This is a genomic window from Salinibacterium sp. 10G20-15, from assembly GCF_057365065.1.
In genome coordinates, this window is the sequence record NZ_CP195118.1 from 1430755 (window position 1) to 1455461 (window position 24707).

The following is a 24707-nucleotide window of genomic DNA, read 5'->3' on the forward strand; positions in this document are numbered from 1 at the left end:
CCCGTGATTCTGGATGACTTCGACTCCCGCCCGGGCAGTGCAACAGCTCTGCTCCGCACCTTTGTAGGATCGCAGCTGCGTCAGCTTGGCGGTTGGATCTCGTCAGCGCATCTCGTGCGCATCATGGAGGCGCTGGGAGTCTCGGCCAATGGCGCTCGCAGTGCGATTGCGCGCGTGAAATCCAAGGGTCTGCTGGTGCCCGAAATGGTGAATGGCCAACAGGGCTACCGAGTGAACGCGGAGGCTGTGCCGATGCTCGAGAGCGGCGATCGCCGCGTCTTCAGCTTTCGCCAGCAGCGCGAAGACGACCCGTGGTGCCTCATCTCGTTTTCGATCCCCGAATCACGGCGCGATGACCGCCACCAGCTTCGTCGTAGGCTCGGCTGGATCGGGTGCGGAACCGTCGCTACCGGACTCTGGATCTGCCCGGCGCATCTCAAGCCAGAAGTGTTGCGCATTTTGGACAACCTCGAGCTGAGTGAGTGTGCGACGCTGTTTATTGCGGGGCGGCCCGAAACGCGTCAGTCGTTCACGGATGCCGCAGCGCAGTGGTGGGACCTCGACCGCTTGCGTGAACTACACGAAAGCTTTCTCTCGCAACACTCCGATTTGGTTGGCCCCGCGTCGAGCGACGCCGAAGCGTTCGCGTGCTACATCCACGCTCTTGATCAGTGGAGGGTGATTCCGTACCTTGATCCTGGGCTGCCGAACTCGGCTCTGCCAGTGGACTGGCCGGGGCAAGCGAGCCTCGACCTCTTTGGTCGCATCTCGCGTTCCTTGGCGGCGCGAGCGCACGCTTTTGCGCGCACCAGCAGCACGTAGAGGCGCTGATCACGCGCGCACAAGAACAACGGGTTACGCGCACATGAGCAATCCGTTTAAAACCTTGGAATGAGCTGTGGGCGGGGCTATCGTCTCAGGTACCCCTGTAATGGGGTAGACCGTTGCTTTCACAATTCATAAGGGGACCGCCCGCTATGTATCCACGAAACAGTAGGCCAACGCGGCTAACGATCGGGGCTCTTGCCACGTCGTGCGCCATCGCGTTGACTGCGATTACCGCTCCGGCTGCCCTCGCCGCCGAAGCGACAACAACTATCGCCGAAGTTCAAGGAACTTCCGCCGCGAGCACTATGGTTGGCGACACTGTCACCGTCGACGGTGTTGTCACCGCTGACTACCGGGGAGCCTCCGGCTACCGCGGCATTGTCATTCAAACTCCCGGATCGGGCGGAGCAGACGATGCCACTCCTGGAGCTTCCGACGGAATCTTCGTTTACTTGGGAAGCGCAAACCCCGCTGTCTCGATCGGAGACAAGGTCACCGCCACCGGAACCGTCGACGAATACTACGGTCTGACCCAGCTTGGTTCCGGCGCTCGCGTAGCGTTGGTTACCGCCGCCGCCGACCTTGACCCGGCTGACGCTGTTGAGCCCTCCGCTCTCGATGCGAGCACTGTCGGCGACGATCGCGAATCCCTCGAGTCGATGCTCGTCACCCCCACGGGCGACTACCTCGTCAGTTCGAGCCACCAGCTCTACAACTACGGCACCCTCTGGCTCAGCCCAGACGAGCTCGCCGTTAAAAGCACCGAGACCACGGATGCCGGAGCCGACGCCGACGCGATCGCCGCCGCCAATCGTGCCAGCCGCATTCTGCTCGATGACGGCTACAGCATCCAGATTTCCAATGGTGCTCACCCCGGTGAGCAGCCCTACTTCTCGGCCGACACCGTTGTGCGCAATGGCGACACGGTTCAGTTTCCGGCCAACCCCTACGTTTTGAGCTACGGCTTCGACGACTGGCGTTTGCAGCCGACGGTCGCGATCAACGACGCGAGCCCGGCGGAATATCGCCCCACGTTCGAGTCCACGAACCCGCGTGAGGAGTCGGCTCCCGTTGTGGGCGGAGACTTCAAGGTTTCGGCCTTCAACGTCTACAACTACTTCACGACCCTGAAGAGCGAAGATTCGGATGCTCGTGGTGCGGCTACGGCAGAAGAGTTCGCTATCCAGCAGTCGAAGATCGTTGCGGCTATCAACTCGCTCGATGCGGATGTTGTTGGTCTCATGGAGATCGAGAACTCCATCAAGCTGGGTGGAGACCTCGACGAAGCGCTCATGGATCTCGTCGGTGCGCTCAATGCCGCCGCCGGCGCTGGAACGTGGGACTACGTTCGCACGCCCGCAGCGCTCAACGATGCAGCCATCACCGACTTCATCACGAACGCGATCATCTTCAAGCCGGCCGCTGTAACGCCCGTGGGCGACAGCTTCACGCAGGTTGACGAGACGGTCTGGGACATCGCGCGTGAGCCGATTGCTCAGACGTTCGAGTCCAACGGTGAGCTCATCACGGTGGTCGCTAACCACTTCAAGTCAAAGGGTGGATCGGGAACCGAGCCGACCGACGGTCAGGGCTTCTTCAACACGGAGCGTGTGGAGCAGGCCAACGCCGTCAAGGATCTCGTTGACTCGATCGCCGCTGATGAAGCCAAGAGCGACCAGGTCGTTCTCGTCGGAGACTTCAACGCCTACTCCGAAGAAGACCCCATTCAGGTCTTCACCGAGGCGGGCTACATCGACACTCTCGCCGCCGAAGGCGACAACGAGTACACGTACACCTTCGATGGTGAACTCGGATCGCTCGACCACATCATCGTCTCACCGTCGCTCGCCGACCATGTGACCGATGCTGCTGTCTGGAACATCAACTCGCCCGAGTGGTCAGACCGTGGCTACGCCTACGGTGCGGCGGAGGCGGGAACGGTCTTCCGTTCGAGCGACCACGACCCCATCAGCGTCGGTCTCAGCACTGAGGCTGCGCCGGTTGAGATTGAGATTCTCACCACGAATGACTTCCACGGTCGACTTGAAGTCGACCGCGGCATCCCGGGGGCAGCAATGCTCGCCGGAATGGTGCGTTCGTGGGAATCGCAAAACCCCAACACCACCTTCGTCGGTGCCGGTGACTTTGTTGGAGCCACGACGTTCACCTCGTTCATCCAGAACGATGAGCCCACGATCGACGTGCTCAACGAGATCGGACTCGACACGAGCTCCTTCGGTAACCACGAATTCGATCAGGGTCGTGCCGATGTCGACGACCGCATCTTGGATGCCGCCGACTGGCCCTACCTCGCAGCAAACCTCTACGACCGCGACATCAACATGCCCGCGTACGACGAGTACTTCCTGCAGGAGTTCGAGGGTGTCAAGGTTGGATTCATCGGTGCTATCACCGAAGATCTCGAAGAGCTTGTCAGCCCCGCTGGCATCGCTTCGCTTGAGGTTCGTGGAGTGGTCGAGGAAGTGAACCGCGTTGCGGACTACCTCACTGACGGAGACGACACCAACGGCGAAGCAGATGTTCTCGTCCTGCTCATTCACGAAGGCGCAGCATCCACCGATATCGCGGCCTCTATGGATGACTCGGCATTCGGCCAGATCGTCATGAACGTGAGTCCGAAGATTCAGGCCATCGTCTCGGGACACACCCACCTCGCCTATGACCACGAGATTGCGGTTGATGGCATGGATGACCCGCGACTGGTGATCTCTGCCGGTCAGTACGGTTCGTACTACGGTCACTTCGACCTCAACGTCGACCCGGCAACGAAGGAGATTATCGACTTCGAGGCTGAGGTTCTGCCGATTGAGGGCTTCGAACCGGATGCTGCTGTGCAGGCGATCGTCGACGAGGCTACGGCTGCGGCGGCGGAGCTGGGCAACGCCACGGTCGGAGAGATCTCCGAAAGCATGTTCCGCGCAGTGCAGACCCCGGTTGACGGAACTCCGTTCCCCGAGAACCGTGGTGGCGAGTCGACCCTCGGCAACTTTGTTGCCGATGTTCAACTGTGGGCCGCATCCGATTCGGGTGCAGAGATCGCGTTTATGAACCCGGGTGGTTTGCGTACCGACCTTGTCTACGAAGCATCGGGTGCTGGAGACGCCGACGGCGAAGTCACATACCGTGAGGCTGCGAACGTGCAGCCCTTCGGCAACACGCTTACGACGATGTCGCTGACCGGTGCTCAGATCAAGTCAGTGCTCGAAGAGCAGTGGCAGCCCGAGGGTGCCCAGCGTCCGTTCCTCAAGCTCGGCGTTTCGGAGGGGCTCACGTATTCGTACGACCCCACCGCAGCCCAGGGCGAGCGAGTGACCGCGATGTACCTCAACGGTGTTCCAGTGGATGTCGCAGCCAGCTACACCGTGGTCGCTAACTCCTTCCTCGCGGCCGGTGGCGACAACTTCGCTACTCTCGCCGAGGGAACCGACCGGGCCGACAGTGGCCGCGTTGACCTGCAGTCGATGGTCGAGTGGTTCGAAGAGAACACGATCGCTGACCCGCCGCTGGAACAGCGCGCCATCGGTGCTGTTGTTTCGGCTCCGGATGCTGACGGCTACAACCCCGGAGACGACGTCACGCTCGACCTCTCATCGCTCACGTTCAGCCGTGGCGGCTCAGACGCCACCACGGTCGAGGTCTCGGTTGAGGGAAACGTGCTCGGTTCGGCAACGATCGACCGCACCATCGTCGACACCACGGATGAACAGGGTCGCGCGAGCGTGACCGTCACGATCCCCGCCGGTGTACCTTCGGGCACGCTCCCGCTGACCGTCATGGTTCCGGGCACGGATACCGCTGTGGTGGTTCCGATCGAGGTTGCGACGACTGCTGAGGCCATCGAGAACACTAAGGCACCGGGCATCCGCGGCAACGTGCAGGTGGGCAAGACAGTGAAGGCCACCCACGGCAACTGGAGCGTGAAGTCACCTGACTACAGCTACCAGTGGCTGCGTGACGGCGCACCGATTGCTGATGCGACCGACAGCCGCTACCGCATCACGACCGACGACATCGGAACCGAGCTAAGCGTGCAGGTCACGGCAAGCAAGGACGGTTACTCGGATGGCGTGGCTGAGTCCGACGCGCAAACGGTGGAGAAGATCTCCTCGAGTGTTCGTTCGAGCCTCTCCTCGTGGTTCGTGTGGGGCAACCGCTCCGTCACGGCGGATGCGAGCGTCAAAGCCGGCAAGGATGGCACGACCGCCGGCGAGGTGACCTTCTATGACGGTCGCGATGCTGTCGGCACGAGCACGGTAGACAAGCGCGGCAATGCCTCGCTGAAGCTCCCGAAGCTCAGTCGTGGCATCCACTTCATCTGGGTCGAATACTCCGGTAATGACACGGTGGAGTCGAGTTCAAGCTGGCCGCGACTGGTGTTCGTCTTCTAGAGAACACCGGGCAGCTAGCCCACTACTGCGAAGAGGGTCCCGCGCTGCGGGGCCCTCTTTTGCGTGGGATCCATCACAGATATATCCAGCTTGATGAAATAAATTTGGCGCGCTGATTGCTAGTAACTATGGTGAGCAAGCTCCCATCGATCTCCGACCCACGAAGGAACCTCTGAATCATGGCTAGTCGTATCTATAAGAACATCACCGAACTTGTCGGTAACACTCCTCTGGTTCAGCTGAACGCAGTAACAGAGGGCGCTGGAGCTACGGTGCTCGCGAAGCTCGAATTCCAGAACCCTTCGGCCAGCGTGAAGGACCGCATCGGTGTTGCGATCATCGACGCCGCTGAAAAGGCCGGAGCGTTGAAGCCCGGTGGAACCATCGTGGAAGGAACCAGTGGAAACACCGGGATCGCGCTCGCGATGGTCGGTGCCGCTCGCGGTTACCGCGTCGTCCTTACGATGCCCGAGAGCATGAGCAAGGAGCGCCGCATGTTGCTGCGCGCCTTCGGTGCCGAGCTCGTGCTTACCCCTGCCGCTGACGGTATGCGTGGTGCAGTCGAGAAGGCTGCAGAGATCGTCGAGAACACGGAAGGAGCGGTCGCGGCCAAGCAGTTCGCTAACGCTGCCAACCCCGCCATTCACCGTGCCACCACGGGCCCCGAGATCTGGGCCGACACCGATGGCGCCGTCGACATTTTCGTTGCCGGTATCGGAACCGGCGGAACCATCTCTGGTGCGGGTGGCTTCCTCAAGGAACAGAATCCCGAGATCAAGGTCGTTGCGGTTGAGCCCGAAGAGTCGGCGATCCTCAACGGCGGAGCTCCTGGCCCGCACAAGATTCAGGGAATCGGTGCCAACTTCGTGCCCGAGATTCTTGACCGCGATGTCTACGACGAAGTTCTCGACGTCAACATCACGCAGTCCGTCACCATGGCTCGCCGCCTTGCTGCCGAAGAGGGCATCCTCGCCGGTATCTCCTCGGGAGCTACCGTGCACGCCGCTCTCGAACTGGCCAAGCGCCCCGAGAACGCCGGCAAGACCATCGTCGTTATCGTTGCGAGCTTTGGCGAGCGTTACCTGTCGACTCTGCTGTACGAAGACCTCGTCGACTAAGGGGCCCGTCGACTACGACGGGGTTTCTTCACTTCAGCGCCGCTAACCACTACTAACGACGGATTTTCCTATTGTTTGCTCGAACTCGTGAAGACATTGCCGCTGTGCGCCGCCGCGACCCGGCTGCCCGCGGCTCCTTCGAGATTTGGCTCACCTATTCGGGAATGCACGCCGTGTGGGGTTACCGGTTTGCGCACTGGTTGTGGACCGCGCGGGCACGCTTTATTGCCCGCGTGGTCTCCCAGTACGTTCGTTTCTTGACGGGCGTAGAGATTCACCCCGCGGCGCAACTTGGTCGCCGCGTCATTATTGATCATGGTTCGGGCGTCGTTATTGGCGAGACCGCCATCGTGGGTGACGACGTTCTCATCTATCACGGCGTCACTCTCGGTGGCACGAGTTCTGAGGGTGGCAAGCGCCATCCGACGCTTGGCAGCGACATCGTCGTGGGCGCGGGCGCCGCCATTCTGGGTGACATCACCGTTGGTTCTGGCTCCGTTGTGGGCGCCGGTGCGGTTGTGGTTGCGGATGCTCCCGCCGATTCTCTCCTCGTCGGAGCCCCCGCTGTAGCGAGACCCAAGCGTGGCGCGAAAGCCCCTCTCGATGACTTCGGCTACACCGATCCTGCGATTTACATTTAGCGAGGGCCCGCCGGAGTTGAGGCTGCAATGTCTCATTCGTGTTGCGGTAGACAGCTCTGTAGCGCAAGCGCTTGCATAACTCTGTAGGCGTCGCTTAGCGTGAGTCATGAACGCGCTCTCTCGCGCCGCGCGCGGAGGGTATGTTCAGAGCTGCAGTTGTTCCCCCGCACGCTGCTCGGTCTGCGGGCAAACCTCGACGAGGAGGATTTGTATGATTTCCCACAACTTTCGACGGGCCATGCTGCCCATCGCCACCCTTGGCGTCGCCAGCATGGTTCTCACAGGCTGCGCCTCCGGTGGAGGCGCTACCGGTGGCCCCGGTGATGCTGGTGAAGCGGATGGCGTAGTCACCATCTACGGCACCATCGCCGACACGGAAGCCGAACTTCTTGAAGAATCCTGGGCTGACTGGGAAGAAGCGAATGACATCGACATTCAGTACGAATCGAGCAAAGAGTTCGAAGCGCAGATCAGCATCCGCGCTCAGGGTGGAAACGCTCCGGACATCGCAATCTTCCCGCAGCCTGGACTCCTCGCTGATCTAGCGTCGCGGGACTACATTCAGCCGGCGCCTGAAGGCGTCGCAGCCAACGTCGCAGAGTACTGGTCAGAAGACTGGGCTGCCTACGGCACAACCGGTGACACTCTCTACGGCGCACCGCTCATGGCCAGTGTCAAGGGCTTTGTCTGGTACTCGCCGTCACAGTTCGAGGAGTGGGGCGTGGAAGTGCCCGAGACGTGGGATGAGCTTCTCGCACTCACCCAAACGATCGCTGACGAGACCGGAACCGCACCGTGGTGTGCCGGATTCGGGTCGGATGCCGCAACGGGTTGGCCAGGAACCGACTGGGTCGAAGACCTCGTGCTTCGCGAAGCAGGCCCGGATGTTTACGACCAGTGGGTTTCGCACGAGATTCCGTTCTCAGATCCCGCGATCGTGTCTGCTTTTGACTCGGTCGGCGACATCCTCTTGAACCCAGATTTCGTGAACGCTGGATTCGGCGACGTGAAATCGATCAACTCCACGCCATTCGGCGACCCGGCTCGCGCCCTCGGCGACGGTACCTGTGCACTGCACCACCAGGCTTCATTCTTCGACGGGTTCATTCAGGACCCCAAGAACGGAAACGCCACGGTCGGACCGGATGCTGACATTTGGGCGTTCGTGACGCCATCCGTTGAAGCCGGCGGCAACGCTGTGACCGGTGGTGGCGAGATCGTTGCAGCCTTCTCCAACGACGAAGACACCATCGCTGTGCAGGAATACCTGTCGAGTCCCGAGTGGGCGAACTCTCGCGTTGCCCTGGGGGGAGTCATCAGCGCCAACAACGGTCTCGACCCCGCCAACGCGAGCAGCCCCATTCTGCAACAGGCAATCGAGATTCTGCAGAACCCTGACACAACGTTCCGCTTCGACGCCTCCGACCTTATGCCCGGTGTTGTCGGTGCCGGTTCGTTCTGGACGGGAATGGTCGACTGGATCAACGGCAAGTCAACAGAAGAAGTTCTCTCGACCATCGACGCGTCATGGCCCTCTGAGTAAGACTGTTCACTAGAGAAGGTGGGCTGGAGCGCGCGTAGCGTTCCAGCCCACCCATGAAAGGTCGCCCATGTCCGTCTTTCTCGCGTGGATAGCCACGCTTCCCGCGCTCGCTCAGATTCCCCTGGTTCTGCTGGCTTTTTTCGCGGTCATCGCGCTGCTGATCTTCTTCATCGAGATTGCCCCTCGCAGCGGCCGCAAATACACGATCTTCCGTGCCGCGGCCTGCGTGCTCTTCCCCACCCTCATTTTCTTAGCTCTCGGCTCGGTCTACTGGGCCGCCGGCGCAGCAGCCGTCTTTGGTGGGTTGTTCTTCCTCCTGGACTACCGCTCGAAGCAAGGCGCAGGCTACCTCTTCCAGCTGGTGGGCTTCATGAGCCCGGCAATCTTCTTGCTCGCCATCGGACTCATCTACCCGACGATCCAAACCACAATTCAGGCGTTCATGAACAGCCGCGGAACGCGATTCGTGGGCCTCGACAACTTCATCTGGATCTTCACTCAAGACACCGGCATCCGCACCGTTCTCAACACTGTTGTGTGGGTGCTGATCGTGCCAACGGTCTCCACCATCTTCGGCCTCGCCTATGCCGTCTTCATCGATAAGTCGCGCGGCGAGAAGTTCTTCAAGATTCTCGTGTTTATGCCGATGGCTATCTCGTTCGTAGGAGCGAGCATCATCTGGCGCTTCGTCTACGCGGTGCGCCCCGCCGATCAAGAGCAGATCGGTCTGCTCAATCAGATTGTGGTCTGGATGGGCGGGCAACCGGTGGACTGGATCTCCAATTCACCGTGGAACACGTTCTTTCTCATTGTCGTGCTCATCTGGATTCAGACCGGTTTCGCCATGGTGATCCTTTCGGCCGCCATCAAGGGCGTTCCCGCCGAACAGCTTGAGGCTGCGGAGCTTGACGGAACCAACGCTTGGCAGCGCTTCATCAACGTGACCGTGCCGGGCATCCGCAGCTCGCTCGTCGTGGTGCTGACGACCATCTCCATTGCCTCGCTGAAAGTCTTCGATATTGTGCGCACCATGACGGCCGGCGCCAATGAGACGAGCGTTATCGCGAACGAGATGTATTCACAGTGGCAAGGGTTTGAAGTGGGTAGGTCTGCGGCCTTCGCGGTCGTGCTGTTCATCATGGTGCTGCCGATTGTTATCTACAACGCGAGACAGATTGCTAAGCAGAGGGAGATCCGATGACCGCGACAGTGCCCGCGAAGCTTCCGCTGAACAAGAAGACCAAGAAGCAACTGGCCCGCGGCGAAAAGCAGGGCGCCGCCACCCGCACCAAGAAGCGGCTCACTAGTCGGGGAGCAACAATTGCTGCGCTCGTGATTGCCGTGCTGTGGACTACGCCGACCTTTGGTCTCTTCGTGTCGTCCCTTCGTCCGCCGGAGGAGATTCTCCGTAACGGCTGGTGGACGATCTTCCAAAACCCCGGCTTCACACTCAACAACTACACCGAGGTATTGGCGGCGGGAAACAGCACGCTGAACCTCGCGGGCGCTTTCATCAACTCGATTGCCATCACGTTGCCGGCCACGATCTTCCCGCTCGTGATCGCCAGCCTCGCGGCCTACGCTTTTGCGTGGATCAAGTTCCCCGGCCGCAACTGGATCTTCATTGGCGTTTTCGCGCTACAGATCGTGCCGCTGCAAATGGCGCTCGTTCCGCTGCTCAGCCTGTTCTCTCGTGGACTGTCAATCGGAGACATCGAGCTGTTCTCGAGCCTCAACGCCTCGAATTCCTACTCGCAGGTCTGGATCGCTCACACGATCTTCGCGCTGCCGTTGGCCATCTTCTTGCTCCACAACTTCGTCTCGGAGATCCCCTCCGAGCTCATTGAGGCGGCGAGAGTGGATGGCGCTGGCCACGGCCAGGTCTTCTTCCGCATCGTGCTTCCGCTCACGATGCCGGCCATCGCGTCGTTCGCGATCTTCCAGTTCCTGTGGGTCTGGAACGATCTTTTGGTGGCGTTGGTCTTCGCCGACGGCCGGGTCGCGCCGATGACGAAACTGCTGGCGGAGATCACCGGTAGCCGTGGTCAGGATTGGAACCTGCTCACCGCCGGTGCCTTCATCTCGATCCTCGTGCCGCTCATCGTATTCTTCGCGCTGCAGCGCTACTTCGTGCGTGGACTGCTTGCGGGCTCGACGAAGGGGTAGCCGGTCGAAGGGGATGCGCGCTAGCCGCCCACTACGAGCAGCACGCTCGCGGTGATGCCAAGGGCGATGCCGACATACTGCAGTGGTGCAACGCGTTCGCGCAACACAATCGCCGCCAGCAACACCGTGCCGGCGGGGTAGAGCGCAGTGAGCACCGCAATGACCGAGAGGTCGCCGATGCGCACGCCCGTGATGATCGCCATATTAGCGATCACGTCGAGGGTGCCGCCGATCATGGCGAAGTAGAGTCCGCGACGCCAGAGGGATGAGCGGGCGGGAGCGGGCGCTCCGGCTCGTTTGCGTTTGGCGAGCGCTGCCAGCGCAAAGAACAAGCCGAACATGAGCAGCGCGTTGACGACGCGGTTTCCGACAACGGGGATGATTCCCGAGTCGTCGGGAGCGGCATCCAGAATCACAAAGAACAGACCGATCGACGCGCCCGCGCCCACCGCCATGATCAGTGCTTTGGCGCTCGGTCGCACGGCGTTCTTCTCGGGAACGAAGCCGACAAGAACCACTGCAATGAGTGCAATCGGGATCGCAACGAGGCCGAAGGCGCCAAGCGACTCTCCGCGCAGCAGGCCGACGGTCACTGGCACGATCGCCGACATCACCGCGGTCACGGGAGAGAGGATGCTCATGGGGCCGATCGCGAGGCAGGCGTAGAGCAAGCCGATCGCGACCGCGCTATTGACGCCGGCGAGGGCACCATACAGAGCAGCTTCGGTCGACCACACGGCGGGAACGAACGGAAAGATCAGCACGAGGGCGGCGAGGCCAGCAACGGCTCCGACAGCGGTGGCCAAAATGGGGCTAATTCGTTTGGCGGCAATGCCGCCGAAGAAGTCAGCGGCGCCGAAAGTGAGCGCGCTAGAAAGCCCAAGAAATACGGTGAACATGGCGCCTGTCGCTATGGGGACTAATCCTGCCAATGGTAGTGGCTGCGCCTAGACTTCTCGGCATGGTGTCTGCCCAGTCTGTTCTTGAGTCCACGTTCGGTTACGACTCGTTCCGGGGGCAGCAGGGCGACATTATCAACACGGTTGTTGGTGGCGGCGATGCGCTCGTTCTCATGCCCACCGGTGGCGGCAAGTCTCTGTGTTACCAAGTTCCCGCCCTCGTTCGCGAGGGAACGGGCGTTGTCATTTCGCCCCTCATCGCTTTGATGCAAGATCAAGTGGATGCCCTAGCCGCCGTGGGCGCCCGTGCAGAGTTTCTCAACTCCACCCAGTCCGCCGAAGAGCGCAGTCGCGTCGAGAACGCGTATCTGGCTGGTGAGCTGGATCTTCTCTACCTCGCGCCCGAGCGCCTCCGCGTCTCGTCCACTGTCGACCTTCTCAAGCAGGGGCAGATCGGGCTCTTCGCCATCGACGAAGCGCACTGTGTGTCGCAGTGGGGCCACGACTTTCGCCCCGATTACTTGCAGCTCGATGTGTTGCATGACCTGTGGCCAAGCGTCCCGCGGATCGCGCTCACCGCAACCGCGACGGAAGCCACCCGCAAAGAGATCGCCCAGCGACTGAAGCTCACCGACGCTACGCAATTCGTTTCTAGTTTTGACCGGCCCAACATCCAGTACCGCATTGAAGCGAAGGCGCAACCGTTGCAGCAATTGCTCACGCTGCTCAACACCGAGCATTCGGGCGACGCTGGGATCGTGTACTGCTTGTCGCGGGCTTCGGTGGAAAAGACGGCGCAGTTCTTGGTTGAGAATGGCATCGCCGCGCTGCCGTATCACGCGGGTCTCGACTCCAGGATTCGGGCCAGCAACCAGAGTCGTTTCTTGCGCGAAGAGGGCATGGTCATGGTTGCGACGATCGCCTTCGGCATGGGCATCGACAAGCCCGACGTGCGCTTCGTGGCGCACCTCGACCTGCCCAAGAGCGTTGAGGGCTACTACCAAGAAACCGGTCGCGCTGGCCGTGACGGTCTGCCCGCAACCGCATGGCTTGCTTACGGCTTGCAGGATGTCATGCAGCAGCGCCGCATGATCGATCAGTCGGGAGGCGACCTGGCTCACCGTCGCAACCTGAGCGCGCATCTCGATGCGATGCTCGCCCTGTGCGAAACCGTGGAGTGTCGCCGCGTGCAGTTGCTCGGCTACTTCGGTCAAGAATCCACGGCGTGCGGTAACTGCGACACCTGCCTGTCTCCGCCCGAGTCGTGGGATGGCACTGTCGCGGCCCAGAAGTTGATGTCCACGATTGTGCGGTTGGAGCGCGAGCGCAACCAAAAGTTTGGGGCTGGGCACCTGGTCGACATCCTCATCGGCAAGACCACGCCGCGCGTGACGCAGCAGCGCCACGACGATCTGGCGACCTTCGGCATTGGTGCGGATGTCTCGGAGCAAGACTGGCGCTCGGTCGTTCGCCAGTTGCTCGCGCAGTCGTTGCTGACCGTGCAGGGGGAGTACGGCACGCTCGCGATCACGCCCGCAAGTGCGTCGGTGTTGAGTGGCGGGCGCACGGTGAAGCTGCGTAAGGAAGCACCGCGCAAGGCTCGCGGTTCGGGTGCCAGCGGTGCTGCAGCCAAGCGCAAGATCATGACCGACCTGCCCGCCTCGGCGACCGACCTGTTCGAGAATCTGCGGTCGTGGCGTGCTGGTGTTGCGCGCGACAATGGCGTTCCTGCCTACGTGGTGTTCGCGGATGCCACGCTGCGCGGCATTGCCGTCACCAAACCAGAGTCGTTGGCTGAGCTCTCGGAGATCAGCGGTGTCGGCCAGAAGAAGCTCGACACCTATGGCGCTGCGGTGCTTGCGGTCGTCGCGGGCGGATCGGGGGAGGTCGAAGCGGAGAGTGGTGCGGCTGCCGGTGCCGTACCCGCGTTCGCGGCGGCGGCTCCCGCCGCGCCGGCGCGTCAGTCGCGTCCAGCGACTGCACGCCCTGCGGCATCGCGGCTTGCCTCGCGCCCTGCCTCGCGCCCGGCCGCGTCACGCCCGGCTCCGGCCACAGCAGCCCCGGTTCCCGGCGACGAAGGCGACATCCCGTTCTACACGGATGACGACGCTCCCTACGATGGGCCGCCGGAGTTCTAGACCTAACCAGCGTTTGGTTGGAGCTGGTTGCAGTGCCTTGCGGTGGTCTTCGGCAGGTGCCTCCATGCTGGTGCAGGTTCGGGCGAATATGACACGAAGCGCAGGCTCCGAATTGCAAAGGTGTTTCTATTTCAGCCTCCCAAAGCAGCACGAACTCGAAGTATTTTCGAGTGCGAGGCACAGTGAAACGGGTGAATGGACGGCGCATTGCGGTTCGTTCGCGGGGTGCACTGGTATCTGATTCCCACCCTCGGATGGGGGTGCACAGATTGCGAAACAAGTAGGAGTTTCCAGAAACTACAGCCTATGATGGCGATATGAGCAACAAATCTGACGGTGCCGTTTTGGCGCAGGCTATTGGCGAGACTGCTGGATCCTATTTGGGCGGTGGCGAAAGCCTTCGCTCGATTAGCGTTCAACTCTTTGCCCAAGAGCTACGTGCAGAAGTTTGGGCGGAACTAAGACTTTCGACGCTTGACGCGCAGCTTGATGCTGTCTCGGCGTTCGCGGACGTCCGGGATTGCTACGCAGATGAGGTTGAGCTTGAGCTTCACTTTGGTGCACCGTCTGTTGAAGGTGTCGAGCGCGCCGAGATGGCTAAGGCCGTCGTCTTTTCGGCTTAGTTAGTTCGTGCATCCCGTCGCTGCGGAGCAGCTTGAGCATCGCGCAAAGGCATACTCTACAGCGACGACGCTTCACGAGGCGGGCGACGAATGGGCGGCAGTTTGCTATTTCTATGCTGCTTACCGCGCGATTCGAGCCGCCTTTTATAATGATTCACGGCTAAATTCCGATGCCGGAGCAAAGGCTGTAGATGGACGATTGTCGGCTAGCTCCAGGCATGTGAGTCACCATAATGGCCATCCCATGCGGGGGTTGGGCGTTAACGACGTCGTTCGAATCTTGTATCCAAAGATCTGGCGGCAATACGTGCTCCTCCACACTAAAAGTTGCGAAGTTCGTTATGAGAGCGGCCTCACCGCGGGCTCGATCGACGATATGAAGAAGCTAACGGACCATATTTCGACAGAACTCGAGCGACTGAGCTTGATTTAAGGAAGCTGTCTAGTTTTAGCTCGATGGTCTCGTGCCGAGACAACGGTCGCGGAGCCCGTTTATTCGATATCTCTGGCGGCGAGGTGGCGGGCCATTGGCGTGCACGTGGCGCGTTGCTGTCGTAGCCCGCGCCCAGCGCATCGTGGAGTATTGGTCACATGAATGAGACACGCATAGTTGACCTGCGCCGAGAGCGCGGCTGGACCCAAGAGAAGCTCGCCACTGAGTGTGGTGTCGGCATCCGCACCATCCAACGTTTGGAAGCGGGAAGCGATGCCAGCCTTGAAACACTGTCGTTGGTGGCTGATGCGCTCGGGGTGCCAGTTCGAGATCTCTTCGCCACGATTGAGAGCGATGAGTTGAGTGGCCGGGTCGATTCTTTCGAGTCGCGCGCTCAGGATCAGCAGTCGTCACGCAACCGGGTGGTAGGTGCTTGGGTGTGGCTATTCATCGGTGTGGGTGTGGTGATCAGCCTGTTCAGCTTCGCGATCAATACGCAGCTGTCGAGCATGGGCTTCGTCGCCTACTGGCTCGGTGGCAGTCTCGTTTTCATTGCTCTGAAGCGACTAGTTCTCGAGCCATATCTCGAACGCACATTCCCGCTGTCGCGCAGCAAACGAGCCCGAAAAGTGCAGAAGAGCCGCGAAATCTGACCTGTTCGTCTCAGGTTAGGTATGCCATACTTAGGCAATGCTTACCTTAGAGCGCGAGATCACGAAGGACGCCCGACCGGGCTATCGACCATTCGCGGCCCGCGTTGAAAGCATCCGCGAACTTTCGCCCCACTTTAGGCGCGTCACCTTCACGGGCGCTGAGTTCGAGACCTTCGGCACTGACGGCTTCGACCAGCGCATCAAGATCGTTCTTCCGCTTCCGGGCATTGGCCTGAGCGACATTGGCGCTACCGATCCGCAGACGATTGCGGACGGCACCTGGTACGTCCGCTGGCGTGCGTTGCCCGACGAGGCGCGCAACCCGTTCCGCACCTACACGATCCGTGCCGTGCGACCCGAGCTCCGCGAGCTCGATGTTGACATGGTCTTCCACGGCGCTAATGGCCCTGCGGGGCGCTGGCTCGAGAGCGCAGCAGTCGGTGACGAGGTCATCATCGTCGGGCCCGACGCCGCGAGCATCCACTCGGGCATCGGCATCGACTGGCACCCCGGCCCCGCCCGCACCGTTCTTCTCGCCGGCGACGAAACATCTGCGCCCGCCATCTGCAGCATCCTCGAGCGCCTCGACCCCAGCGTGCAAGCTCACGCTTTCATCGAGATTCCGGATGCCGCAGACCAGCCGCCGCTGAGCCTCCCCAGCAATTGTCATGTCACGTGGCTACCGCGAGGAACGCAGCCCGCAGGCTCCGCGCTCGACCCCGCCGTTCGGGCGTGGACGAAAGCTAACGCCTCACTCGTGTTGCCCGCACTCTCGCCAGCCGCGCAACCCCTCGGCGACATCGACGTGGATACCGAGCTTCTCTGGGACTCGCCAGGCGAAGCATCCGGAACACACTTCTACGCGTGGCTCGCTGCCGAGGCCTGCGTCATCAAAATGCTGCGCCGTTTTCTCGTGATCGAGACGGGCGTTGACCGCAAGCAGGTTGCATTCATGGGGTACTGGCGTCGTGGCAAGTCCGAAGCGCAGTAGCTCGCACCACCACACCCGACCATGACCCAGACCGCCTCGGCTTCGCGCGCACGACTGAGCCTGCGCACCCAACGCTGGATCACTCTCGGTGCTGCCCTCGGTTTGCTCGTGGTTGTGCTCGTGCTGAGTCTCGCGCTCGGCGCGCGCGGCGTGGAATTCTCGCAAATCTGGCAAGCGCTCTTTGATCCCGAGACGGGCAACAATGACCAACTGGTGATTCGCGAACTGCGGTTGCCGCGCACGATCGTCGGCTTGCTCGCTGGGCTGTCTCTCGGCGTTGCGGGGGCTGTTATGCAGGGCGTCACCCGCAACCCGCTCGCCGACCCTGGGCTGCTCGGCGTCAATGCTGGTGCCTCGCTCGCGGTTGTCTTCGCGATCAGCGTGCTCTCGATCACGAACCCCACCGGCTACATCTGGTTCGCCTTCGCCGGCGCCGCGGGCGCTGCCGCCATCGTCTATGCGATCGGTTCCCTCGGCAGAGAAGGCGCTACGCCGGTGAAGCTCGTGCTTGCAGGCACAGCGGTCACCGCCGGCATCACCTCCGTCATCTCCCTCGTGCTCATCTCCGACACCGACACCCTCAACACCTTCCGTTTCTGGTCCGTCGGATCGCTCGCCAGCCGCGACCTCGAAGCCGTGCGCCTCACGATCGGGTTCGTCATCGCTGGTGCGCTGCTCGCGATCATTTCGGGGCGGATGCTCAACCTCGTCGCCCTCGGAGACGACCTCGCTCGCGGCCTCGGCCAGCGGGTCTACGTTGCACGCGCGGTCGCCGCCGGAGCCGTCGTTCTGCTCTGCGGCTCCGCCACCGCGCTCGCCGGCCCCATCGTGTTTGTCGGCCTCGTGGTGCCGCACATCGTGCGCCCCTTCACGGGCCCCGACTACCGCTGGATCATCGCCGTCTCCGCAATCGTCGGCCCGAGCCTGCTGCTCATCGCCGACATTGTGGGGCGTCTAGTCGTCTCGCCGTCCGAACTCGAGGCTGGCCTTGTGGTGGCCTTCATCGGTGCTCCGGTCATGATTGCGCTTGTGCGCCGAGTGAAGTTGGCCGGGCTGTGACCCGCACGCGGCGCATCTCAGGCGTCCTCATCCTTGTCTCCGTGGCGCTTGCTCTCGCCAGTATTGCGGTCGGGGCATATACGCTCACGCTTCCCGACCTGCTCGTGACACTTTTCGGCGGCGGCACGTCCTCTGACCAGTTCATCGTGTTCAAGCTGCGACTGCCACGGGTGCTGCTCGCGATTCTAGTGGCGGTCGCATTCGGTCTCGCCGGCGCTCTCTTCCAAAGCCTGTTGCGCAATGCCCTCGCGAGCCCCGACATCATCGGAATCAGTGGGGGAGCCAGCGTCGCGGCCGTACTCAGCCTGCTCGTATTCGGCGCGACTGGCCTGATCGTCTCGCTCTCCGCCCTCGTCGGCGCTCTGCTCGTGGCGTTCACGATCTACCTGCTGTCGTGGCGCTCGGGAATGAACGGCATGCGATTCGTACTCATCGGGGTCGGCATCGCGTTCATGGCGCAATCAGTGATCGGCTATCTCATCACCCGCGGCGATGTGCGCGACGCGCAGCAAGCCCTCGTCTGGATGGTGGGCGGGCTCGGCGGTGCGGGTTGGGACGACATCCTCATCATGGCCGTCAGTCTCGCGATCTTGCTCCCCGCGGTCGCCGTTCTTGCCTCCAAGCTCCGGATGCTGCAGCTCGGCGATGATCTTGCTGCGGGTCTGGGGGTCTCCGTGCAGCGATCGCGGCTCGCGCTCATCGTCGTGGCGGTCGCCCTCGTCGCTATCGCGACAGCACTCGTGGGGCCGCTCGCCTTTGTCGCCTTCGTCTCGGCGCCGATCGCACGCCGGATGGTGCGCGGGGGAGGCCTCGCGCTGGTGCCGAGTGCGCTCGTCGCGATCGTGCTCGTGCTCGGCGCCGACTTTGTTGCTCAACACTTGCTCACTGCGGGAACCCAAGTGCCGACGGGAATCGTCACCGGCATCGTGGGCGCCCCGTATCTGCTGTGGCTCATCTCCACCACTAACCGCGAAGGACGTGCATCGTGACCCAAACTGACGCACCCCAGGCTGACGCACCCCAGAACCGCCCGATCCACGCGCTGTGTGCCGAGAAGGTCACGCTCAACTACGGTGGCCGCGACATTGTGTCGAACTTGAGTGTCGAGATTCCCGACGGCAAGGTCACCGTGATTGTGGGCGCCAATGCCTGTGGCAAGTCGACACTGCTGCGCGGACTGTCGCGGTTGCTGCGACCGGCATCGGGCCACGTGACGCTTGATGGCCGCGACATCCATTCGGTGCCATCGAAGGAGATCGCGCAAGTGGTGGGTATCTTGCCGCAGTCGCCGATTGCGCCGGAGGGGATCACGGTCCGCGATCTCGTGGCTCGCGGGCGCTACCCGCATCAGGGTTGGTTTCAGCAGTGGTCAGCAGTGGATGAGGCAGCTGTCGAGCGCGCGCTCGAAGCGACCGACACTGCCCAGTTGGCCGCGCGACGCATCGAAGAGCTTTCGGGAGGCCAGCGCCAGCGGGTGTGGATCGCGATGGCTCTGAGCCAGGATCCCGACATTCTGCTGCTCGACGAGCCCACCACGTTCTTGGATGTGCGTCATCAGCTCGACGCCCTCGATGTGCTCGCCGACCTCAATCGCGAACGCGGCACGACGATTGTCATGGTGTTGCACGAGCTCAGCTTGGCTGCGCGCTACGCCGACCACATGATCCTTATGTGCGAGGGCCGCATCATCGCGCAGGGCACACCAGCTGAGGTGGTTACTGCCGAACGGATGCTCGAAGCCTTCGGGCTCGAAGCCCGCATCATCGACGACCCGGTGTCTGGTTCACCCATGGTGATTCCGCTGGGCCGGCGCTCGTAAGTGCCACTCGTCGGCACCGCATGCCAACATCGCCTGCCAGCACCGCTTGCATAAACTGGTTAGGCAAGCCTATCCTTACTCTGCACCTACCGTCCGATCGAGGAGATCAATGTCACGCCGACCCCGCCTTGCCGCACTCACTGCTGCAACCGCCGCTCTTATTGCGTTGAGCGGTTGCGCCGCCTCAACGCCCGAAGGTGAAACGGACGCGCCCGCAGCCTCCGATGCGTTCCCCGTCACGATCGAGCACGCTTTCGGCGAGACCGTAATCGAGAGCGAACCGCAGCGCGTTCTCACTCTGGGATGGGGTAGCGGCGACGCCGTTCTGGCCCTCGGCGTCGTGCCTGTCGGCATGGAAGCTCAAAACTACGGTGGTGACGAGAACGGCGTTCTTCCTTGGGCAGCGGATGCTCTCACCGAGCTGGGCGCAGAGACCCCGCTCATCTTCCCCGCCACTACGGATGCTCCCGCCTACGAGCAGATCGCGGAAGCCGCTCCCGACCTGATCCTCGCAACCTACTCGGGAATCACCGAGGAGCAGTACGACCTGCTCAGCGAGATCGCGCCCGTTGTTGCGTACCCCGAACTGCCGTGGTCCACTCCGTGGCGCGATGTCATCAGCATCACCGGTACCGCCCTCGGCCAGTCAGCTGCAGCGGATGAAGTTCTGGCAGGCATCGACGCTCTCGTCGCTGAGAAGGCGGCCGAGCATCCTGAGTTCGAAGGCAAGACCGTTGCGGCCACCTTCGATGTGGGCGGAACTTTCTACGTCTACAAGCCCGCCGACCCCCGCGTGGAGTTCTTGCTCGACCTCGGTCTCGAGAACGCGCCCGCCGTTGACGCTCTCTCGAATGGTGACTCCACCTTCTTCTACACGCTCAGCTACGAGAAGCTCGACGAGCTCGATAGCGACCTGCTGATCGCTTACGCCGAGACTGAAGAAGTCGGCGATGTTTTCGCCGCGCAGCCGTACGCCCAGAGCATCCCGGCTGTCGCCAACGGCGGCCTCGTTGCCGTCAATGGCGCAGCGCTCGTCGCCTCGGTATCGCCCCCGACGGCGCTCTCGCTGCCCTGGGGAATCGACGGCTTCGTGGATGCGATTGCCGGCGCTCTGAACTAACGCACGCCCCCGCTCAATCCCGCACACAGCGGCCACCGATGTCAACGTCGGTGGCCGCTGTGTGCGTTGCTCGCGGTGCCTCACCACGTGCGCTTTCGGAGGCGTTGGGTTGAGCACCCTCACGTGCGCAACCTCGCTAGTGCCGCCAACTTCTCGCTAGCTAGGCAATTCGACCACCCCTGGATAACGATCAGGCCAACCTTTGGGACCACAAGGGCAGCCAGGCGCCTCGCTCGTTACCGTGAAGTGAGAAGTCGCTCACTTTTGGTCAGGGGATGCAGATGTCTACAGTGTTGAGAAGAACAGTGTCCATCGCTGCGGTGGGGGTAACAGCGCTCGTCGTGCTCGGTGCCTGCAGCCCACCCGCAGTTCCCGAATCTACGGCTGCGCCAGCGGGAGGGCCCGCTCCCACTGAGACAGCGGCACCCCCATTTCCCACAACAGTCGTGCACTCGGGTGGGGAGACCACGCTCGAAGTAGCGCCGGAACGCATCTTCACCTTCGGCGCTGAGCAGACGGATTCGCTCCTAGCGCTGGGGATTGCGCCGGTCGCCTCCGGCGGCGGATCGCTTGGTCCTTGGCAGGAGGACGCGATCAGCTCGCTCGGTGTCGGCGCGGTGCCGACCATCGATCCTCTCGACGGTGACACTCTCGCCGATGTGGAAGCAGTCTCGCCAGACGCTATCGTCACGGCGCTGCCGTTTCATCCGTTCGACATGGATCCGACGTCATGGCTTGCCTTTTATGAGGCTCTCTCTGACGTAGCGCCCACTATCCGCCCAGCGCTGTCAGCCCTCGATTCTCCAGAGTTCAGCTCTTCGGACTCGTGGCGCGAAACCCTGCTCCAGATGGGGCAGATTGTTGGTCACGTACCTGAGGCTGAGGCTCACCTAGCGTCTATCGACGATTCGTTGGCGGCGCACGCTGCGGCGCATCCTGAGTTCGCAGGAAAGACCATCGCGGTCATCTCGCCGCAAGGAGGCTCTGTTGCCTACAGTAAGTCCAACACTGCGGTCGCGGCTCTCCTCGAGCAACTCGGTTTCACTTATGCCGATGACTCAACTGTCGCCTACAACTCAGAATCGTACAACGGCAAGGAATACTACTTGTGGGCCGACGATGTCGAACAGCTTGACGCCGATGTGCTGATTTATATCGGAGACCCGGTCGGTGCGCCCTATTGGGTAACGTTCGTTGAAGCGAGTGTTACGGGGGCTGACGGGTTCATTCACTATCCGGGCTTCCTTGATGAGCCGACTCTGGGTATGTTCTCGCCCACTGCGCTCTCCGTGCCGTGGGCAGTTGATACTTTCGTGGCAGACCTGGCTGCGTCGATTGGTGCTCCGTAGGCGGCCGTAGTTCGTGCACAGAAAGGGCCCCGCCGACATGATGTCGACGGGGCCCTCGTGGTCTGCGGTAGCGCTACCGGCTAGTGCGAGTGCTCGGTGGGAGCTTCGCCCGCTTCAGCGGCAGCCTGCTGGGCGGCAACCTGCTTGTGAACCTCGACCATGTCGAGGTTCTTAGCGCCTTCGATGACCTGCTCAAGAGCAGGTGCGGGAAGAGCGCCAGGCTGCGAGAAGACGAGTACGCCTTCACGGAAAACCATGAGCGTTGGAATCGAGGTGATTCCGGCAGCGCCCGCGAGTTCCTGCTGGTCTTCGGTGTCTACCTTGCCGAACGTGATGTCCGGGTGGGCTTCGCTTGCGGCTTCAAAGATGGGCCCGAACTGCTTACAGGGACCACACCATTCAGCCCAGAAATCTACAAGCGTGATTCCGTCTTTAGTGACCGCCTGGCCAAAGTCTTCTGAGGTGAGAGTGATTGTCGACATAGTTACATCCTTTCACGGAGCCCAACAACGGCAACTGAATAATGATTCCCACAACGCCATGGCGGCTGTTTTGCGTTTATACACAAAGGGATGCGGTGGGTCTGGCGTCCACTTGGTTGACCGTGAACGAGACACTTTGCGGCCACGCGCAACGCTCGTAACGTGACAATCACCGAACTTTCACGAATCGAGATAGCCATGACCCAGGTTCACGACCACACGGCGACCGACGAGGCGCCGCAGTCATCCACCGCAGCCCCCGACGCCGCAACTTCCCCCGCCGCAACGGCAGACGCCGCCCCCGCCATCAACGTTGAATGGTTGGGCGAATACCTGCTGGGCAAGTGGGCGAAAGAGCGCAAAGAGTCGCGCACCCTGATGTCGAACCCCGAGTTCCACCGCGTCGACGGTCTCTCTATGGAAGACCACCGCGAGCGCGTGCTGCACCAGCTCTCGCTTCTCGTGGAGAACAAAGCTGTTCACCGCGCGTTCCCGATTGAGCTCGGCGGCGACGACAACCACGGTGGAAATATCGCAGCGTTCGAAGAGACCGTCCTCGCTGACCCGTCACTGCAGATCAAGTCGGGCGTGCAGTGGGGCCTCTTTGGTTCTGCCGTCGTGCACCTCGGCACGAAAGAGCACCACGACAAGTGGCTGCCCGACATCATGAGCCTCAAGACTCCGGGCGCCTTCGCGATGACCGAGATCGGTCACGGTTCGGATGTCGCGAGCATCGCCACAACCGCGACGTACGACGCCGACACCGATGAGTTCGTCATCAACACTCCGTTCCGCGCCGCGTGGAAGGAATACCTCGGCAACGCAGCGCTCCACGGTAAGGCAGCAACGGTCTTCGCTCAGCTCATCACTAAAGACGTCAACCACGGCGTTCACGCGTTCTACGTTCCGCTGCGCGACGACAACGGCCCGCTCCCTGGAATCTCGACCGAAGACGATGGCCTCAAGGGCGGTCTGAACGGTATCGACAACGGACGCCTCCACTTTGACCACGTTCGCGTTCCGCGCACCAACCTTCTCAACCGCTACGGCAACGTCGACGAGAACGGTGACTACACCTCCGACATCGACAGCCCCGGTCGTCGCTTCTTCACGATGCTCGGCACGCTCGTTCAGGGCCGCGTTTCGCTCGATGGCGCCGCGGTGCTCGCGAGCAAGTTGGCCTTGAACATCGCCATCAAGTACGGCTCGGAACGCCGCCAGTTCACGGCATCCAGCAACACCAACGAAGAAGTGATTCTGGACTACCAGCGTCACCAACGTCGACTGCTGCCGCGCTTGGCTCAGACCTATGCGATGTCGTTCGCGCACGAGGAGTTCCTCGAGAAGTTCGATGGCGTTTTCTCGGGCCGCACCGACACCGATGCTGACCGTCAAGACCTCGAAACGATCGCCGCTGCGCTCAAGCCGCTCAGCACGTGGGCCGCGCTCGACACCCTGCAAGAGGCTCGCGAGGCGTGCGGTGGTTCCGGCTTCATGGCGGAGAACCGCCTCACGCAGATGCGCGCCGACCTCGATATCTACGCCACCTTCGAGGGCGACAACAACGTGCTGCTCCAGCTCGTCGCCAAGCGACTGCTCACCGACTACTCGCGCAAGTTTGCGGGGGCGGATGCTGGCGCCATGGCTCACTACGTTGCTGACCAGGTCAACGAGGCTGCCGTCAACCGCACGGGTCTTCGCCGCTTCGCCCAGAACGTGGTGGATTTCGGTTCCACTGCCCGCTCGATCGGTTACGTGCGCGACACTGATTCCCAGCGTCAGTTGCTCACTGATCGCGTCGAGACGATGGTGGCGGATGTCGCCAGCAAGTTGCGTCCGGCCAGCAAGCTTCCGCAGGCGGAGGCCGCCGCGCTCTTCAACAGTCATCAGAATCAGCTCATCCTGACGGCCCAGGCGCATGGCGAGCTTCTGCAGTGGGAGGCGTTCACTCGCGCCCTCGAGAAGATTGACGATAAAGACACGGCGCAGGTCATGACCTGGCTGCGCGACCTCTTCGGCTTCACCCTGATCGAAAAGAACCTCGCGTGGTACCTCATGCACGGTCGCATTTCCACGAACCGCGCGCAGGCCATCACCGACTACATCGATGACCGTCTGTTGCCGCGCTTGCGTCCGCAGGCGCTGGATCTCGTGGCCGCGTTCGGTCTGACCGACGAGTTGGTGCGCGCACCGATTGCTTCGGGAATCGAAGCGAAGCGCCAGAACGAGGCTCGCGACTACTATGCCGAGCGCCGCGCCTCAGGCCAAGAGCCTGTGCACGAGAAAGACCTCAAACAGAAGAAGCGCCGCTAACACGTCGAACGAAAGGCTGGTACTCCGCGTGGTGCGGGGCGCCAGCCTTTCGCGATGATCCGTGCTCGAGAGCGGGCGACCGACTGCTGGGGGTAGCAATCGTGGTGGCCTCTGGATGCCGTT

The 24707-nt window shown here is 61.9% G+C and carries 19 protein-coding genes; 17 read left to right on the forward strand and 2 right to left on the reverse strand.

Going from position 1 to position 24707, the window contains the following annotated elements; all coding sequences use genetic code 11:
* Positions 1-3 precede the first annotated feature (3 nt).
* The 7 genes from ACR3YK_RS06820 to ACR3YK_RS06850 all read left to right on the forward strand — a co-directional run bounded on the left by ACR3YK_RS06820 (position 4) and on the right by ACR3YK_RS06850 (position 10705).
* Positions 4-822 (forward strand): PaaX family transcriptional regulator, encoded by an 819-nt coding sequence (locus ACR3YK_RS06820; RefSeq protein ID WP_486174185.1) that lies wholly within the window; start codon positions 4-6, stop codon positions 820-822.
* Positions 823-1046: 224 nt separating this feature from the next.
* Entirely contained in the window at positions 1047-5237 is a 4191-nt protein-coding gene (locus ACR3YK_RS06825; RefSeq protein WP_486174186.1) for an ExeM/NucH family extracellular endonuclease, read from the forward strand.
* 179 nt (positions 5238-5416) lie between these two features.
* The gene (gene cysK / locus ACR3YK_RS06830) at positions 5417-6355 is read left to right on the forward strand and encodes a cysteine synthase A (protein WP_486174187.1); all 939 of its coding nucleotides are present in this window, start codon (positions 5417-5419) and stop codon (positions 6353-6355) included.
* Positions 6356-6426: 71 nt separating this feature from the next.
* Positions 6427-6996 carry a serine O-acetyltransferase gene (gene cysE / locus ACR3YK_RS06835; protein ID WP_486174188.1) on the forward strand — a complete coding sequence of 190 codons (570 nt, stop codon included), beginning with the start codon at positions 6427-6429 and terminating at the stop codon, positions 6994-6996.
* Positions 6997-7207: 211 nt separating this feature from the next.
* Positions 7208-8539, forward strand: coding sequence for an ABC transporter substrate-binding protein (locus ACR3YK_RS06840; protein ID WP_486174189.1), 1332 nt, complete (start codon positions 7208-7210; stop codon positions 8537-8539).
* A gap of 67 nt (positions 8540-8606) precedes the next feature.
* Complete coding sequence (locus tag ACR3YK_RS06845; RefSeq protein ID WP_486174190.1) at positions 8607-9740, forward strand: carbohydrate ABC transporter permease; 1134 nt, start codon at positions 8607-8609, stop codon at positions 9738-9740.
* Positions 9737-10705 (forward strand): carbohydrate ABC transporter permease, encoded by a 969-nt coding sequence (locus ACR3YK_RS06850; protein WP_341619076.1) that lies wholly within the window; start codon positions 9737-9739, stop codon positions 10703-10705. The genes ACR3YK_RS06845 and ACR3YK_RS06850 overlap by 4 nt, the downstream gene beginning before the upstream one ends.
* A gap of 20 nt (positions 10706-10725) precedes the next feature.
* Here the strand turns inward: ACR3YK_RS06850 and ACR3YK_RS06855 are convergent, their stop codons facing one another.
* Positions 10726-11604, reverse strand: a complete 879-nt coding sequence (locus ACR3YK_RS06855; RefSeq protein ID WP_486174191.1) for an EamA family transporter — start codon at positions 11602-11604, stop codon at positions 10726-10728.
* 62 nt (positions 11605-11666) lie between these two features.
* Between ACR3YK_RS06855 and recQ the strand changes: the two genes are divergently transcribed.
* From recQ to ACR3YK_RS06900, 9 genes are all read left to right on the forward strand, one after another.
* On the forward strand, positions 11667-13742 hold the full coding sequence (recQ, locus tag ACR3YK_RS06860) for a DNA helicase RecQ (RefSeq protein WP_486174192.1): 2076 nt from the start codon (positions 11667-11669) through the stop codon (positions 13740-13742).
* A gap of 317 nt (positions 13743-14059) precedes the next feature.
* Entirely contained in the window at positions 14060-14365 is a 306-nt protein-coding gene (locus tag ACR3YK_RS06865; RefSeq protein ID WP_486174193.1) for a hypothetical protein, read from the forward strand.
* Between the two features lie 591 nt (positions 14366-14956).
* Positions 14957-15451, forward strand: a complete 495-nt coding sequence (locus tag ACR3YK_RS06870) for a helix-turn-helix domain-containing protein (protein WP_486174194.1) — start codon at positions 14957-14959, stop codon at positions 15449-15451.
* Positions 15452-15488: 37 nt separating this feature from the next.
* Complete coding sequence (locus ACR3YK_RS06875) at positions 15489-16442, forward strand: siderophore-interacting protein (RefSeq protein ID WP_486174195.1); 954 nt, start codon at positions 15489-15491, stop codon at positions 16440-16442.
* A 21-nt stretch (positions 16443-16463) separates the two neighbouring features.
* Positions 16464-17501: a FecCD family ABC transporter permease gene (locus tag ACR3YK_RS06880; RefSeq protein WP_486174196.1), complete on the forward strand. Its 1038-nt coding sequence runs from the start codon at positions 16464-16466 to the stop codon at positions 17499-17501.
* On the forward strand, positions 17498-18490 hold the full coding sequence (locus tag ACR3YK_RS06885) for a FecCD family ABC transporter permease (protein ID WP_486174197.1): 993 nt from the start codon (positions 17498-17500) through the stop codon (positions 18488-18490). The genes ACR3YK_RS06880 and ACR3YK_RS06885 overlap by 4 nt, the downstream gene beginning before the upstream one ends.
* Positions 18491-18534: 44 nt before the next feature.
* On the forward strand, positions 18535-19320 hold the full coding sequence (locus ACR3YK_RS06890; protein ID WP_486176384.1) for an ABC transporter ATP-binding protein: 786 nt from the start codon (positions 18535-18537) through the stop codon (positions 19318-19320).
* A gap of 109 nt (positions 19321-19429) precedes the next feature.
* Positions 19430-20440, forward strand: a complete 1011-nt coding sequence (locus tag ACR3YK_RS06895) for an iron-siderophore ABC transporter substrate-binding protein (protein ID WP_486174198.1) — start codon at positions 19430-19432, stop codon at positions 20438-20440.
* Between the two features lie 305 nt (positions 20441-20745).
* Positions 20746-21789, forward strand: coding sequence for an ABC transporter substrate-binding protein (locus tag ACR3YK_RS06900; RefSeq protein ID WP_486174199.1), 1044 nt, complete (start codon positions 20746-20748; stop codon positions 21787-21789).
* 80 nt (positions 21790-21869) lie between these two features.
* On the opposite strand, the gene trxA is transcribed toward ACR3YK_RS06900, so the two are convergent.
* A complete protein-coding gene (gene trxA / locus ACR3YK_RS06905; protein ID WP_100388069.1) occupies positions 21870-22271 on the reverse strand; it encodes a thioredoxin in 402 nt (133 codons plus the stop codon).
* Positions 22272-22469: 198 nt separating this feature from the next.
* Between trxA and ACR3YK_RS06910 the strand changes: the two genes are divergently transcribed.
* Positions 22470-24584 (forward strand): acyl-CoA dehydrogenase family protein, encoded by a 2115-nt coding sequence (locus ACR3YK_RS06910; protein ID WP_486176385.1) that lies wholly within the window; start codon positions 22470-22472, stop codon positions 24582-24584.
* Positions 24585-24707 lie beyond the last annotated feature (123 nt).

Excerpts from the sequence above, each read along its gene's own strand:
- ACR3YK_RS06840 (WP_486174189.1), top strand. The coding sequence starts at position 7,208 with ATGATTTCCCACAACTTTCGACGGGCCATGCTGCCCATCGCCACCCTT.
- ACR3YK_RS06895 (WP_486174198.1), top strand. The coding sequence starts at position 19,430 with ATGTCACGCCGACCCCGCCTTGCCGCACTCACTGCTGCAACCGCCGCT.
- recQ (WP_486174192.1), top strand. The coding sequence starts at position 11,667 with ATGGTGTCTGCCCAGTCTGTTCTTGAGTCCACGTTCGGTTACGACTCG.
- ACR3YK_RS06870 (WP_486174194.1), top strand. The coding sequence starts at position 14,957 with ATGAATGAGACACGCATAGTTGACCTGCGCCGAGAGCGCGGCTGGACC.
- ACR3YK_RS06850 (WP_341619076.1), top strand. The coding sequence starts at position 9,737 with ATGACCGCGACAGTGCCCGCGAAGCTTCCGCTGAACAAGAAGACCAAG.
- trxA (WP_100388069.1), bottom strand. The coding sequence starts at position 22,271 with ATGTCGACAATCACTCTCACCTCAGAAGACTTTGGCCAGGCGGTCACT.
- ACR3YK_RS06845 (WP_486174190.1), top strand. The coding sequence starts at position 8,607 with ATGTCCGTCTTTCTCGCGTGGATAGCCACGCTTCCCGCGCTCGCTCAG.
- cysK (WP_486174187.1), top strand. The coding sequence starts at position 5,417 with ATGGCTAGTCGTATCTATAAGAACATCACCGAACTTGTCGGTAACACT.
- ACR3YK_RS06910 (WP_486176385.1), top strand. The coding sequence starts at position 22,470 with ATGACCCAGGTTCACGACCACACGGCGACCGACGAGGCGCCGCAGTCA.
- ACR3YK_RS06855 (WP_486174191.1), bottom strand. The coding sequence starts at position 11,604 with ATGTTCACCGTATTTCTTGGGCTTTCTAGCGCGCTCACTTTCGGCGCC.
- ACR3YK_RS06880 (WP_486174196.1), top strand. The coding sequence starts at position 16,464 with ATGACCCAGACCGCCTCGGCTTCGCGCGCACGACTGAGCCTGCGCACC.
- ACR3YK_RS06875 (WP_486174195.1), top strand. The coding sequence starts at position 15,489 with ATGCTTACCTTAGAGCGCGAGATCACGAAGGACGCCCGACCGGGCTAT.
- ACR3YK_RS06865 (WP_486174193.1), top strand. The coding sequence starts at position 14,060 with ATGAGCAACAAATCTGACGGTGCCGTTTTGGCGCAGGCTATTGGCGAG.